14 protein-coding genes are annotated in these 14363 nt (G+C 50.5%); 7 read left to right on the forward strand and 7 right to left on the reverse strand.

Going from position 1 to position 14363, the window contains the following annotated elements; translation table 11 throughout:
* Nucleotides 1-2 precede the first annotated feature (2 nt).
* The 3 genes from IE092_RS01260 to IE092_RS01270 are packed head-to-tail and all read right to left on the reverse strand — an operon-like array spanning nt 3 to nt 3336.
* Nucleotides 3-917: a polysaccharide biosynthesis tyrosine autokinase gene (locus tag IE092_RS01260; protein WP_189355190.1), complete on the reverse strand. Its 915-nt coding sequence runs from the start codon at nt 915-917 to the stop codon at nt 3-5.
* Nucleotides 918-940: 23 nt separating this feature from the next.
* A complete protein-coding gene (locus IE092_RS01265; RefSeq protein WP_189355191.1) occupies nt 941-2350 on the reverse strand; it encodes a Wzz/FepE/Etk N-terminal domain-containing protein in 1410 nt (469 codons plus the stop codon).
* Nucleotides 2351-2358: 8 nt separating this feature from the next.
* Entirely contained in the window at nt 2359-3336 is a 978-nt protein-coding gene (locus tag IE092_RS01270) for an SLBB domain-containing protein (protein ID WP_189355192.1), read from the reverse strand.
* Between the two features lie 235 nt (nt 3337-3571).
* Here IE092_RS01270 and IE092_RS01275 point away from each other — a divergent pair, with 235 nt between their 5' ends.
* Together IE092_RS01275 and IE092_RS01280 are read left to right on the forward strand one after the other, a co-directional pair.
* The gene (locus IE092_RS01275) at nt 3572-4462 is read left to right on the forward strand and encodes a glycosyltransferase family 2 protein (protein ID WP_189355193.1); all 891 of its coding nucleotides are present in this window, start codon (nt 3572-3574) and stop codon (nt 4460-4462) included.
* A gap of 30 nt (nt 4463-4492) precedes the next feature.
* A complete protein-coding gene (locus IE092_RS01280; RefSeq protein WP_189355194.1) occupies nt 4493-5908 on the forward strand; it encodes an undecaprenyl-phosphate glucose phosphotransferase in 1416 nt (471 codons plus the stop codon).
* A gap of 111 nt (nt 5909-6019) precedes the next feature.
* Here IE092_RS01280 and IE092_RS01285 read toward each other — a convergent pair whose 3' ends face one another.
* Complete coding sequence (locus tag IE092_RS01285; protein ID WP_189355195.1) at nt 6020-7072, reverse strand: GNAT family N-acetyltransferase; 1053 nt, start codon at nt 7070-7072, stop codon at nt 6020-6022.
* Nucleotides 7047-8327: a YihY family inner membrane protein gene (locus IE092_RS01290; RefSeq protein WP_189355196.1), complete on the reverse strand. Its 1281-nt coding sequence runs from the start codon at nt 8325-8327 to the stop codon at nt 7047-7049. The genes IE092_RS01285 and IE092_RS01290 overlap by 26 nt, the downstream gene beginning before the upstream one ends.
* 69 nt (nt 8328-8396) lie before the next feature.
* Between IE092_RS01290 and wrbA the strand changes: the two genes are divergently transcribed.
* The 5 genes from wrbA to IE092_RS01315 all read left to right on the forward strand — a co-directional run bounded on the left by wrbA (nt 8397) and on the right by IE092_RS01315 (nt 12526).
* Nucleotides 8397-9005, forward strand: coding sequence for an NAD(P)H:quinone oxidoreductase (wrbA, locus tag IE092_RS01295; RefSeq protein ID WP_189355197.1), 609 nt, complete (start codon nt 8397-8399; stop codon nt 9003-9005).
* The gene (locus tag IE092_RS01300; RefSeq protein ID WP_189355198.1) at nt 9002-9397 is read left to right on the forward strand and encodes a DUF2069 domain-containing protein; all 396 of its coding nucleotides are present in this window, start codon (nt 9002-9004) and stop codon (nt 9395-9397) included. The genes wrbA and IE092_RS01300 overlap by 4 nt, the downstream gene beginning before the upstream one ends.
* A gap of 3 nt (nt 9398-9400) precedes the next feature.
* The gene (locus tag IE092_RS01305) at nt 9401-10831 is read left to right on the forward strand and encodes an FAD-binding oxidoreductase (protein ID WP_189355199.1); all 1431 of its coding nucleotides are present in this window, start codon (nt 9401-9403) and stop codon (nt 10829-10831) included.
* 15 nt (nt 10832-10846) lie between these two features.
* Nucleotides 10847-11314 carry a DUF4124 domain-containing protein gene (locus IE092_RS01310; protein WP_189355200.1) on the forward strand — a complete coding sequence of 156 codons (468 nt, stop codon included), beginning with the start codon at nt 10847-10849 and terminating at the stop codon, nt 11312-11314.
* A gap of 111 nt (nt 11315-11425) precedes the next feature.
* Nucleotides 11426-12526, forward strand: coding sequence for an NADH:flavin oxidoreductase/NADH oxidase (locus tag IE092_RS01315; RefSeq protein ID WP_189355201.1), 1101 nt, complete (start codon nt 11426-11428; stop codon nt 12524-12526).
* A gap of 341 nt (nt 12527-12867) precedes the next feature.
* Here the strand turns inward: IE092_RS01315 and IE092_RS01320 are convergent, their stop codons facing one another.
* Together IE092_RS01320 and IE092_RS01325 are read right to left on the reverse strand one after the other, a co-directional pair.
* Entirely contained in the window at nt 12868-13794 is a 927-nt protein-coding gene (locus IE092_RS01320) for an SPFH domain-containing protein (RefSeq protein ID WP_189355202.1), read from the reverse strand.
* A 33-nt stretch (nt 13795-13827) separates the two neighbouring features.
* Complete coding sequence (locus tag IE092_RS01325) at nt 13828-14250, reverse strand: NfeD family protein (protein WP_189355203.1); 423 nt, start codon at nt 14248-14250, stop codon at nt 13828-13830.
* Nucleotides 14251-14363 lie beyond the last annotated feature (113 nt).

The following is a 14363-nucleotide window of genomic DNA, read 5'->3' on the forward strand; positions in this document are numbered from 1 at the left end:
TGTCAGCCCCTGCGGCGACCAAATCTGAAAAAGCTTCGTAAGCGGCTCAACAGAGTGCTTTTCTGATCAGCATGCGGCGCATGGTTAAATACCGTTCCGAGCACTTCGACGCCCGCAATCTGCATCGACTCTCTCAGAGTGCGCAAGTCATCTATTTCTGTCTGATCTTTTCTTGCGATGAGTAAAGCGTGTCCGGTCTGATGTGCAATCATTTGTGCATCAGACGCCAGCGAGGCCGGAAAAGTATCCAGAATAAACGCATCAAAACGCTCTGTATGACTCTCCAGTAACCGCCGGATTTCTGGTAAGCGAATCAGTTCAAGCGGGTTGGGCGGAAGTGGTCCTGCAGGAAGAAAATGCAGATTCGGCATCAGTGGCAAAGCAACTTCGTCCAGCGTACGACGCTGCGCCAGAACGGACGATAGTCCATCGGGGTTTTCGAAACCAAATAAGTGATGCAAATCACCTTGCCGTAAATCCGCATCAATCAGCAAAGTTCTGCGGCCTGCCTGTGCGACTGCAACGGCGAGACTCGCAGCCATGTATGACTTTCCATCCCCGGTACCTGCACTGACGACGGCAATGCGTATCTGATCCTGATTCGCGAATTTCAGCAACAGTTCGCTGCGTAATCGCCTGATTTCCTCAGACTCTCTTGAAAATGGCTGGCGCAGAAATGTCAGTTTTTCGCCCGCAATTCCGGAATACTGTAACTGATATGAGTGACCGAACTGTTCACCAAGCGCAGCGTCAATCTGACTCTGTGTTAAGAACCCGAGATATAACGCTGCGTCACCGAACCGCATCTTCCGCTCGCGCTGAGTCTGTCCAATCTGCTCGATTTGTTGCGCGTCAAGCAAGCCTTGCTCAAGGAACAAATCACCAAGCCGGGCAACTTTTTGTTTGGCTGCGCTCAATTCAAAACTCCTGTGATCTGCCTTCATGACTGCGTGAAATAACGTACTTTCTCGTTGAAGCCAACCTGTGCCATCACAGGAACGTCAAACTCTTTTTCAAGATCTTCAACACAACGTACTTTGCGGCGGCGCAGCTCTAACAAAAACGACAAACTCAGACTGAACATCAGACCCGCGATAGCACCGAATATCAAATTGTTTTTTAACAATGGTTTCGATGCCTTCTCTGGCAATTCAGCCCAGCGCATCACAGACGCATTTGCAATAGCGACATTACTGGTCATCAGCAACTCATCAAATTTCTGGATCGCGGCGTTGTAAACTTTTTGTACTGAATCAAGCTGACGCTGATAGGAATTTATAACGTTGCGGTGTTTTTTATTTTCAAAGGTCTTTTTTTGATATGCAGCGAGTTCGTTCTCGATTTCTTTTTCCTGCTGGCGCAAGCGACTTTCCGAAGAATTCAGGGATGCAATTGCCGTGGCCGATTCCCGTTGCAGTTTATCAACCAGATTCTGACGTTCATCCTGTAATGCGATAAATTTCGGGTGCCTTGGGCCCAGTGTCGTCTTTGCATTTGCAATTTGTGCATCCAGTGCGGTTAATGCCGCCTTAACGCCTGAAATATGTCCGACACCCGCAACTTCCGGCAAATCAGAGCCGGGGTTTCCTTGTCTGATCAGCTGGTCAAAAGTTTGTCTTTTAGATTGTGCCTCTACCCGCGCCATTTGCAATTCAATCAGACGGGCACTGAGCGCAGCCATTTGCTTGGACTCGAGATCTGCACGCTCGTCAACATCCACAATCTGAAATTCTTCCTGATAGGCAGTCAGCTTTTTCTGAATATCGTCTATTTGTTTAGAGAGTGTTTCTAACTGCGCGTTGTACTGATCTTTCCTTGCACGTGCCGGAGCATTCATCATTTCCAGCGACAAATCAATGTAAGCACGGATTGCAGAATTCACGACATCGCGTGCAGTTTGCGGATTGCCGGACGAATACAAAATCTCAATAACGCGACTGTTTTTTCTTGGTGCGACTTCGATATTTTTTGCGACTGACTCCGCCAGATCACGTATCGCGCGCTGGCTGCCATATTTCTCAGACAGCTTTCGCGCTTCCATTGTATCCATCAGACCGAGATCACGGATCACCCGTTCAGCCACTTGCACACTCTTGATCACGTCAAACTGCGTTTGCAGATAGCTTTCATCCTGCATAGGATGAAATTGCTTTCCAGCAATCGGATCGTTGACCCGATAGTCGATAAAAATATCAGCACTGGCCTGATAAGTTTTTGGCAGCAACACAGTCACACCGCCGGCGACCAGTACAGATGCAGTTGTAACCGCAGCAATCAGCTTCCGGCGTGCTTTCAGCATCGCGCCTATCTGTACAAAAGACAGCACGAAATCAGCTGGAGATCTTTGCATGCCTGTCCTCAGAAAATACGCTCATTGACGAACACAACATCTCCGGGCAAAACGACATCGCGGATACTTGCGGAAATTTCCTGTATCTCACCTTTGTCATTTTTTCTTAATATACGGATACGGGAAGATGAGCCACGTTCACTGACACCACCACCAATCGCAAGAACACGCATCACATTCAGATCATCTTCGACCGGGTACATACCGGGTTTGCGAACTTCGCCGTATACATAAAAACTCTTTTGCTGTCCAACGATAATGACATCGTTCGGACGAATTCGCTGCATCAGGCGCTCCGCATTTTTATTGTCATCAAAATTCAGAGTCAGCGTCTCGGTGTTGCCATCACTTTCAGCATCCTGATGTTTGCGCAGAATACGAATCTGTTTATCCGCACGCTGGGTCAGTCCTCCTGCAATACTGATGGCATCCAGAATTGAAATTTGTCCCTGGATCGGGAACTTTCCTGGCCGGCTGACTTCGCCCATGACAGAAAATGCCCTGCTGACCTGCTGCCCGATTCTTGCAGATACTTTGGGATTCAATAAATACTGCCCTTGCTCAAGTTTGCGTGCAAACATCTGCGCAATTTCGATTGCCGATTTACCCTTCACCTCCAGCGTTCCGATCAGCGGCAGTGTAATCAGCCCCGAACTGCCGACGACAACATCTGCACTCAGATCAGGCTGACCGAATACCGTTATCAGAATCTGATCGCCCTCTCCTGCCAGGTCCGTACTGACTTCCGAAGGCTCTTCATTGCTGAGATTTTGCAATGCCGTTCTCATCGGGCTCTCAACGGCAACCGGTATGGTGGCGACAACAGGAAAATCTGCCTGCACTGGCGCAGTAAGCCAGTAGTCGAGTTTTAAGCGCAGAGGCTCAGACTCCTGTGCATATGTGTTACCTGACAGGCCAAACACCGCTCCGGCAGCCATACCCAGCCCCAGAAAGCGTCGCCATGAAGATGCAGACTTTTGTAACACAGAATTCATTGAAGAAGGCAAAGGCAAGTAGAACAAATATTTTATCGTGCCGCACAAGCGCAGAGCCAGCATTTTGTCATAAAAACAAAGCAAATCTGCAAATTTCAAAGACGATATCCGCATTGGGCTAACAATAATTAACTGTTTGCAATTGTTACATATCCTAAGCTGGGATAACATTGTAAAAAAGAAAAATCCTAAGCCCTGCCACTATTTATCTCTGTTCAACCCGCTCATGCAAAATTCCTCTGTAACAGTCGTCCCGCTTGCAATTGTGGCTCCGGTACGCGATGAAGCGAAACTCATTCGTCTGACTCTGGATTCGCTGATACGCCAAACTGTTCAGCCAGTGGAGTGCTTATTCGTCGATGACGGCTCAACCGATGACACCTTTGACATCATTCAGTCGTATTCCGCACAGTTTCCGTTTATCCGCGTCATCAAACGCGGTGATCGCGGTTTCAGGAAAGTTGGCGGCGGCGTGGTCGCTGCATTTAAATTCGGCGTTAGCCAGATTCAACATCAAGAATATCAGTTTGTAGCAAAACTCGACGGTGATATGTCATTCGGGCCGGAATATCTGGAAAAGATGTTCGCACAGTTTGCTGCACATCCGAAACTGGCCTGCGTTTCGGGAAAAGTATTTCGCCCGGAAGGCGATTTACTGATTGAAGAGCAGATTATCGATGAGCATGTAGCTGGTCAGTTCAAGTTATACCGTCGTGAGGCTTTCGAAGAAATCGGCGGATTCGTTGAGGAAGTCATGTGGGACGGGATTGACGTTCACATGTCGCGTATGAAAGGCTGGGAAACTAAAAGCTTTTATGACAAAGATGCGATCTTGTATCACCACCGCCTGATGGGGTCTTCCGACAAAAACGTTTACAAAGGCAGATTGCGCTGGGGGCGTGGCATCTGGTTTATGGGCTACCACCCGCTTTACGCTGTGGCTTCCGGATGTTTTCGTATGCGGGAAAAGCCTTTTGTGATCGGTGGCTTACTTATTATTGCCGGATATCTGGGCGCCGCATTACGGTCTGCTCCACGCTATAACTACCCTGGTTTCCGCACTTACCTGCAAAGCTGGCAGTTAGGTCAGTTAAAAAAAATGCTGTTGCGGCACTGATTCCGCATTTCAACTGATACTGAATTAACAATGATAGGTTCCAGCCAATCTCACCAATCTTTAGCCGGACAGATTTTCTCTGTCCTGGTTGGCATTTCCCTCAGTGCTGTTGTTTGTGGAAATTTATTTTTCATCATTCATTTTGTAGACAACACTGAAACGCGCATCTTTGCAGCAAGCTTCCTGATTTCTGCGCTTACAAGCCTGATTGTTTTTTCCAGTCACAGCCTGTTAAATGCACTGCAAAGTCGTCGTGCGTTTACCTTATTTCCGCGTCTGACCTGGCGTTGGCTAACTGTTTTCATGGTTGTCTTACTGACAGCTTATGCAGATAAAGCAACAGAACAACTGTCACGAAAGGTGATGCTGATCTGGCTTGGCAGCACGCCGTTTATCTTATTCTCGTGCGCACTGGCGATTCGGTACGCGGCAAAGGTTTATTATTCCAATGCTGAAAACCGCCGTAAAGCGGTGATGATATGGTCAAATTCTGCGACGGCTGATCTGACAACAGCGCTGCGAAACTCGCCCCTTGCAGCGATTGATTTGATCGGTTTTTTTGATAATCGCACCGAAACCCGTCCTCACGCCGATTTAAAATGGATGGGTACACTGGAAGATGCCATTGAGTGGCTAATCGACCCTGAAACTGGCAAGATGCGTGTAGATGTCGTTTTTGTCGGTTTAAATAACAACGAACCTCCTGAACTCGGTGAAGTGATCGAAGTGTTGTTCGACAGTACAGTCACCACATACTTCGTTCCGGAAGCACTGATCTTCGGAATGCCGGGCATTCAGTTGCGCGAACTGGCTGGAAAACCGGTGCTCGCCTCAGTAGAACCGCCGTTCTTTGGTATTGCAGCATTACCCAAACGCTTACTGGATTTTTTCGGTGCGCTGACAGGTATTCTGTTGCTTTCACCGGTGATGGTCGCCGTTGCGATTGGCGTCAAACTCAGCTCGCCTGGCCCGGTACTGTTCAGACAAGTACGTTATGGTATTGCCGGAAAACCGATCAATGTTTACAAATTCCGCTCTATGCGTGCCGCGAACCGGGATGCTCCTGTTATTCAGGCAACGGTAAACGATCCCCGCGTCACCGCATTCGGTAGTTTCATCCGGCGCACTTCTCTTGATGAATTACCGCAACTGTTCAATGTATTGTCCGGCGATATGAGTCTGGTCGGCCCGCGCCCGCATGCTGTTTCCCACAATGAACTGTATCGCAAATTAGTTAGTGGCTATATGTTCCGCCACAAAGTAAAACCGGGCATTACAGGCTGGGCACAGGTGAATGGCTTACGAGGTGAGACGGAGACGCTGGAAAAAATGCAAAAGCGTGTGGATTACGATTTGTATTATGTTCAGCACTGGTCTTTCTGGCTGGACATTGTGATTATCTGGCGCACAATTAAAGTGCTGTTCGGCGATAAAAACGCTTACTAAAAATCATAATAAGCATCAAAAAAGCGTCGGGAACCAATGATACCCGACGCGTTTTTGGCTTGGTTTTACGACGGATTCTTCCTTCAACTTGCCATTTGCCCCCGTGCAAATTTATCTTAGCCTGTTCTTGAGGTTTCTTAATTGCTGCCCGAACACCGAAGACTTCATTTGCTCACGTGCCAGCCAGAATTTTCGTAAGAAGAACCCCTTCCAGGCAGGTACCGTAATCACTCCCTCACTCAGCGCTATACTGCCGGTCGCAAATCTTTGCTTGTAAGCCTGCTCACCACGTCCGAGATCAACCATCGTTAAGCCGTGTTCAGCTGCCGCTTCGGCGCAGCGTGCCAGCAAAATCAATCCGGGTGAATATTCTGCGTAGCGGGTCTCATACCATGGAAACCAGTAATGCAGCGTTTTACCGGAACGTATGCCAAAGTGTGCAGCAATCAGCACGTCGCCCGCGTAAAGCCCAGACAATACACCGGCAAACAAAGGGGCCTGTGCAGAATGCAGCATTTCAACGGATTCACGTATCCATGTCGTCCGGAAAATGTCAGCTTGTTCACCAAGAGTGCGTACAAACTGGTCTGATTTGCCTGCCAGCAATGCATTCAGATCACGTTGTTCTGCACTGTGCCAGACGAAATTTACCGGACCAACTTTGTTTCCGAGCTTTCTGACATTGGTATCAATTTTCTTAAACAGGCTGGCTTCCCTGCCCGTCTGCAGCTTTTGCTGGTAAGCCCCGTAGCCTCCGCTCAGATCCATCGTCAGACTGCGCGATCCTTTCCATACGTAATCTTGAAATTCTGTAAACGTCGCCGGTACGTGGTTGAAATCCAGCCGATGTATGCCTGTCTGCCGGAAAGCACCGGCGCAATCAGGCAGTTCTGTTTGCTCTCTGATCCAGCCCTGATAATCCGTCAGCCCCTCCCCAATCACCGTGGTACGTTGTGGCGTATGATGCAAGGGCAGGATTCCGCATAGACGGTTATTTTGCTCAGCGAGCAAAAGATATACGTCGTCGCGAGTCCGCGCTATTGCCTGCGTGTATGCCGGATGAAAATACGGACTGTGATACAAAGGTTCGGTTGCCAACATAGCCAGCCACCGGCTGACCACAGACTCATCAAGCTCTTTACTGTGGATGCGGGTATATTTCATTGGCGTCCTGCGGTTTAACAAAATAATCGTGCAAGCTGATCAGCAAACCCGTCTCAATACGTTTTTCTATGAACGCGGAAAAATGGCTGCCATGCATGGGTTCATACACAAACAAGCGATAGACATCCGCCATAGTCAGCTCTTTCGGATTCAGCGTCAGCATCCAGAATTCCTGCGGTCCTTCGGATAACTTCAGCCATGCTGCGGCACTTGCTGCAGAAACTTCGGGGACGACACGTGCTACCCATTTTTTTTCTGCCATCCGTTCCAGCAGATTTTCAATTTCATCCAGACCAAACCGCGTTGCTGAACGCAATTGCGTCAGACTCAGCATGGCCTGATGATCCTGCTCACGGGCTTTCACCAGCAGCCCAAGCAGTTGCATCGCATCGTCAAAAGCGCTGCCCGGCGCGGGCACGTGCCACCAGCGTTCAAAGCGTACAACGGGTAAAGACGCAGCAATTACAGCGCCGATCAGCGTAATCATCCAGGACAAATAAATCCAGACCAGAAAGATCGGAATAGCAGCTAACGCACCGTAGACCATGGTGTACGTCGGGAAATGCGTAACAAACAAAGCGAATCCACGCTTGGCAATTTCAAATGCGCACGATGCGACAAAACCGCCCCATGCTGCATCACGCCAGTCCACGCTGCGGTTCGGGACTGTCGTATACAGCAAGGTATAAGCACCCATCGTGAACAAAATCGAAATCGCGGTATACGCAACACCGCCGATAAAAGGAAGTGTCCCAACCACACCACTGGTTGCAGTAAACAAATAAGAAGTGACTGATATCGAAGCACCGATCAGCAACGGCCCCAGCGTCACAATGGCCCAGTACACCAGCAAACTTTGAAAAAACGGGCGCGGCCGTTTTACCTGCCATATCTGATTGAATGCTTTATCAATCATGGCCATGGTAGCGATGGCAGTAAACATCAGCATCACACCGCTGACTGCAGACAGGCGCGTTGCCTTCGTTGCGAACTGGGTTAAATAACCGAGAATCGTATTCGCAAACGCTTTCGGCATCAGATTCTGGACGAAATATGCTTCGAGCGACGTGCGGAAAGTATTGAATAACGGAAAGGCGGTAAAGATAGCCAGTGCCACCGTAATAATCGGCACGATGGCCAGCACAGAAGTCATGGTAAGACTGCCTGCCACCTGCGTCAGTCTGCCTTCACGCAAACGGCGCAATCCGAATTTCAGCAGGTTTTGAGTTTGTCGCCAGCTAATCAAGCGCATCATATTCTTTTTCAGTCATACACTGCGCTATTTTAATAAGTTTCGTTGCTAAAGGCTCATATAATACGCGCCATGAACACGATCTCTATCCTCATTCTTTACTATTCCCGCCACGGCGCAACACATGCACTCGCCGAACTGATCGCACAGGGCGTGGAAAGCGTGGCCGGATGCGAGGCCCGTATCCGCACGGTACCGCCGGTTTCCGCCAATTGCGAAGCGACCGCACCGGCAATCCCCGATACCGGGCCACCGTACGTTGAGCTGGAAGATTTGCGCGAATGTGCTGCACTGGCACTCGGTTCACCGACCCGTTTCGGCAACATGGCTGCGCCGCTGAAATATTTTCTGGACTCCACCAGTACCGAATGGCTGGCAGGATCGCTGAGTGGCAAACCGGCGTGCGTATTTACCTCTACCGGCAGCATGCACGGTGGTCAGGAATCCACACTACTTAGCATGATGCTGCCGCTGCTCCATCACGGCATGATGATTGTTGGCATTCCCTACGCCGAACCCGATCTGATGCTCACGGCCAGCGGCGGTTCACCTTACGGAGCAACCCACTGGTCTGGCCTGGACGGCAAACAAAAAATTACAGATGAAACCCGAAAGCTGACAATTGCGCTCGGGAAACGCCTTGCCACCACCGCGATGACGCTGCAACGGGGCCGTGCATGACACTGACACCAAAACAAGTTCTCGGGCATAAGCTCGCAGGTATCAGTTGGGCACTGTTGATCTTGTTGTGTCTCAGTTGGGAAATATGGCTCGCACCATTACGTAGTGGCGGTTCCTGGCTGGCGCTGAAAGCGCTGCCACTGCTGTTTCTCGCCAAGGGAATGATCAAAAGAGACAATTACACGCTGCAATGGGGATCGATGCTGGTCTGGCTGTACTTTACCGAAGGGATTGTGCGCGGATTCAGTGATACAAATCAGGTATCCGCGTGGCTGGCAATCGGCGAACTGGTGTTGTCACTGCTGCTGTTTGCCGGTATTGCGCTGTATCTGTATCCGATGAAAAAGGCGGCCAAGCGCTTAAAAAAAGCAGCGGAGCCTCGTACGGAGTGAACAATGACGCAAGGCTCACTGCTTTACACAGATTTTCTGGCCGCATGCCGCGCGGTATGCGGAGAACAATTCGTCATCACCGATACTGCAGAGAAACAGATTTTTGAATCCGAATGGCGCGGACGTCAGAAAGGCGATGCACTTGCCGTTGTCTTGCCCGCTTCAACGCGTGAAGTCGCCGACATTGTCCGACTATGCCGCGATGCAAATGTCGCCATTGTTCCGCAAGGCGGCAATACAGGTTTAGTGCTTGGTAGCATCCCCACTGCGCCGCAAACTGCAATTATCCTCTCAACCCGCCGCCTGAACCGGGTTCGTCAGCTTGATTCTGATGGAAATACCCTGATTGCCGAAGCGGGCTGCACGCTCGCAGCCATTCAGCAAGCGGCTGCAGAGGTCAATCGACTATTTCCGCTGTCACTGGCATCAGAGGGAAGCTGCACCATCGGTGGCAATTTATCGACGAATGCTGGCGGCACCGCCGTACTGCGTTATGGAAATACACGCGATCTCTGTCTGGGGCTGGAAGTGGTCACGGCTAACGGGGAAATCCTGACCCAGTTACATGGCTTACGCAAAGACAATACCGGCTATGACCTGAAACAGTGGTTCATCGGTGCAGAAGGAACACTGGGCATCATTACCGCCGCCGTTCTGAAACTGTATCCGCAACCGCGCAGCCGCTGCACAGCATTGCTGGCGGTGCAGTCGGCGGAAGATGCCTTACACATTTTGCGGCTTGCGGGAGATCAGTTCGGCCCAGCGCTGACGACATTTGAACTCATTTCCCGCGTTTGCACGGATCTGGTTCTGCAGCATATTCCCGGTACCCGCGCAGTATTTGCACAGCCTTATCCGTACCAGATTTTGCTGGAAATTTCTGATTTTCACCCTTCTGCACATACTGCGGCGGTCTGGGAAGACTTTCAGCAAAACCTGATTCAGGCAAATTTGCTGGCAGACGGTGTACTTGCCACATCGGTAGCGCAGGCAGATGCCTTCTGGAAGTTGCGTGAATCCATTTCAGAAGCGCAGGCAAAAGCCGGACGGAATCTCAAGCATGATATCGCCGTACCGGTCAGCCGCATCCCTGAATTTATTAAACAAACAGAACACCTGCTGTCCAGCCGATGCCCGGGTGCGCAAGTCGTGTGCTTCGGTCATATGGGGGACGGTAATCTGCATTTTAATGTCAGTACCCAAGCCGTAGACCGCCAACTGACGCCGGATGCGCTGAATGATGAAGGAGTCAGTCGTCTGATTCATGATCAGGTTCATGTGTTTGGTGGTTCATTTTCTGCAGAACACGGAATCGGTGCGATGAAGCGCGACGACATGCTGCGTTATAAGTCAGAAACCGCACTTTCCCTGATGCGTGCCGTCAAGCAGGCGCTGGACCCTGCTGGTATGATGAATCCGGGCAAAATTTTGTAATATATTTAAATTTCCATGAAAGTAAGATCCCTGTTATTGCATAGCGTGGCACTCAGCCTCATGTTTGTGCTGCCGCCACTGTCAGCGCAGGCAGATATCATGCGCTGCGAAAAAAACGGACAAGTCATTTACCAGCATGATGCCTGCCCGAAAGGTACCAACTCACTCGGTCAGCTGAAGCCCTTACCTGCGCCCTCCGAAAAACAGAAAAAGGAAGCGCGCAGACAAGCCGATCAGGACAAAAAACAAACCGAGCAAATGCGGAATCAGCGTCTGAAACGTGAAGAAAAAACAGATCGCGAGATCCGGCGTGCTGTCGCCAGCTCAGAAAAAGCCCGAGTGTTATGTGACAAAGCAAAATTGCGGGTGAAATGGGCGGAAGAAGATTTGCGCGGCGCGGGACCAAAACAGGAAAACAAGGCGCGTCAGAAATTACGTCGGGAAAAAGAAAAAGCCGAACTGAGCTGTAAAAACCCGCGCTGACAAGCTCACTTCTTCGGCATTCATCCCCGCCGTTAAGTCATTTTTTGTATCTCTGAAATATATTGCCAGCTGGCGCATAATGATTCTGTCTTTTTCAAGAATGGAAATTTTATGCAAAGCCAGCTGTTCACGCCGTTTCAACTGGGCAAACTCACCTTACCTAACCGCATCATCATCGCGCCGATGTGCCAGTACTCAGCGCAAGATGGTTTTCCGTCTGACTGGCATTTAATGCATCTCGGCGCAATGTCGCATTCCGGCGCGGGTTTGCTGATTCTGGAAGCAACGGCCGTTGAAGCGCGCGGCCGTATTTCACCACTCGATCTGGGTATCTGGTCTGACGCGCATGCTGAATCACTGAAAGATCTGGTAACCCGCTTGCGCCAGTATTCTGCGATGCCACTGGCAATTCAGCTTGCACATGCAGGACGCAAGGCTTCCAGCGCTGCCCCCTGGAATGGCGGACAACTACTGAATACCGATCAGGGTGGCTGGCAAACTGTTGCGCCATCGGCGATTCCACACTATGCCCATGATGCTGCTCCACATGCACTGACGCTGGGTGATATCCAGGAAGTTCGTCAGGCATTTACGGACGCTGCGCGTCGTGCTGTCGCAGCGGGATTCGACAGCATAGAACTGCATGCGGCGCACGGGTACCTGCTGCATCAGTTCATGTCTCCCCTGTCCAATCAGCGTACGGATCAGTATGGCGGCAGCCTGGAAAACCGTCTGCGCCTGACGCTGGAAATTTTTGACGACATGAAACGCGTCATTCCGGCTGACTACCCTCTGGGCATTCGCATTTCAGCAAGCGACTGGGCTGATGGCGGCTGGGATCTGGAAGGCAGCCTGATTCTGACGAAAGAACTGGAAAAACGCGGCTGCGCGTTTATTCATGTATCCAGTGGTGGCCTTTCCGCGCAACAGAAAATCCCGTTAGAACCGGGTTATCAGGTACCGTTTGCTAAAGCGATCAAAGCCGTCACCAGCATGCCGGTGATTGCCGTCGGTCTGATTACAGAGGCTAAACAAGCCGAACAAATCTTGCAGGAGCAGGAAGCAGACCTGATCGGCGTTGCCCGCGTCATGCTTTATAACCCGCACTGGCCATGGCACGCAGCGGCGGAGCTTGGCGCTGGCATTCATGCACCACGTCAGTACTGGCGCTCGCAGCCACGCGAAGTAAAAGATTTGTTTATCGGGATGTAAGCTTAAAAACACTGAGCCTGACCCGACTATGAAGTCAGGCTCAGAACCGCCCTCAGTGTTGGAAACAGTCTGAAACTGTCTGAAATCACCCAAAAATGCCTGAAATGCGCAGTTCTGCATAGCGATCTGGCGGTCGTCGGCAGAAAGTCCGGCTCTCCGAAAATCGCAAATGCGGATTTTTGCACAATGCTTGTCCGTCATCCGCGATAACCGGTACACCTTCCCTGCCCGTCTGCTTTCGCCATGCTGCAATAAAGAAAAACGGCCATCATTGCAGATGGCCGTTTTCTGTTTGTCGATACTACGGGTAACTAACGAGCTTTCCTGTGTCGCTGACAGCCTTACTGCGCTTTGCCGTTCTGCTTCAGCACCTGCATCGCGCTGGCTAACAAACTACTCATATCCCCGAAGTTTCCGGGAACAATCAGGCTATTGTTAGTTTTTGCCAGTTTGCCGAAGGCTTCCACATATTGCTCGGCGACTTTCAGATTCATCGCATCGCTGCCACCCGGCTGTTGAATTGCCGAAGCGGTAACACGCAAAGCTTCTGCACTGGCTTGTGCAATTGCCAGAATCGCGGCGGCCTCACCTTCAGCACGGTTAATCGCTGCTTGTTTTTCACCTTCAGACTTTGCAATCGCCGCCTCACGTTCGCCGCTGGCCAGATTGATTTGCTCCTGCTTACGACCTTCAGAAGCGGCAATCAAAGCCCGCTTTTCACGTTCAGCAGTGATCTGTGCCTGCATTGCATGCAAAATCTCTTTCGGCGGTGTTAAATCCTTGATTTCATAGCGCAACACCTTCACACCCCAGTTCGCCGCTGACTCATCAATCGCATTCACCACGGTGGTGTTGATGTGATCACGTTCTTCAAACGTTTTATCCAGCTCCATCCGGCCAACGACAGAACGCAGGGTTGTCTGCGCCAGTTGCGTGATCGCAGCGATATAGTTGGATGAACCGTAAGAAGCGCGCATCGGATCTGTGACCTGAAAATACAGAATACCGTCAACCTGAAGCTGCGTATTGTCTTTGGTGATACAGACCTGTGGCGGCACATCCAGCGGGATTTCTTTCAGCACGTGCTTATATGCAATACGGTCAATAAACGGCATCACGATATTCAGACCCGGCCCCAGCGTGGAATGGTATTTCCCCAGCCGCTCCACCACCCAGGCATGCTGCTGCGGAACGACGTTGACGGTTTTCATCGCGAACACAATCACGACAAATAAAATGATCAGCGCAACAACACCAAAACCTTCCATGAAAACCTCCGTATAACGATTTATAGGCCCTGATTACGAACGGACGACCAGGGTATTACCACGCACTTCTTCAATCAGAAAATTGCCTGCTACCGGATGCCCTGCCAGAAGTTCCACATCCCACTGACATCCGCGATGGCAGGCTCGGGTGACAAAGCGTCCATTGCCGATATCCCGCCATTCATCGACACGGATTACCTGACCAATATCCAGAGAATTTTCCGTATCTGACGATTTTGCTGTGCTTTGCGGCCGGATCTTGTTTAGCATGGTCACTGCAGAAGCCGCCACAAATGCGGCAACAATGATTTGTGGCGCCAGTCCGGCACCCGCATACGCTGCAATTCCGCCGGCAACAAAACCAATCGCCACCATCAGCAAGTAAAAGGTTCCGGTCAGTATTTCTGCAATCAGCAGAATGCCGGTCAGTACGCCCCACCACATCCAGTCAGCCATGATTTTCTCCTTGTCGAAGTCTTGCCATTCTTGGTTATTGTGTACATTTCTGCACCGGTAATTTTGATCCTATTTCACCTGCTTTGCTTACGCGCATAAAAAAAGAGGCTCTT

It is taken from the genome of Cognatundibacterium squillarum, from assembly GCF_014652435.1.
Taxonomy (GTDB): Bacteria; Pseudomonadota; Gammaproteobacteria; order Burkholderiales; family Burkholderiaceae_D; genus Undibacterium; species Undibacterium squillarum.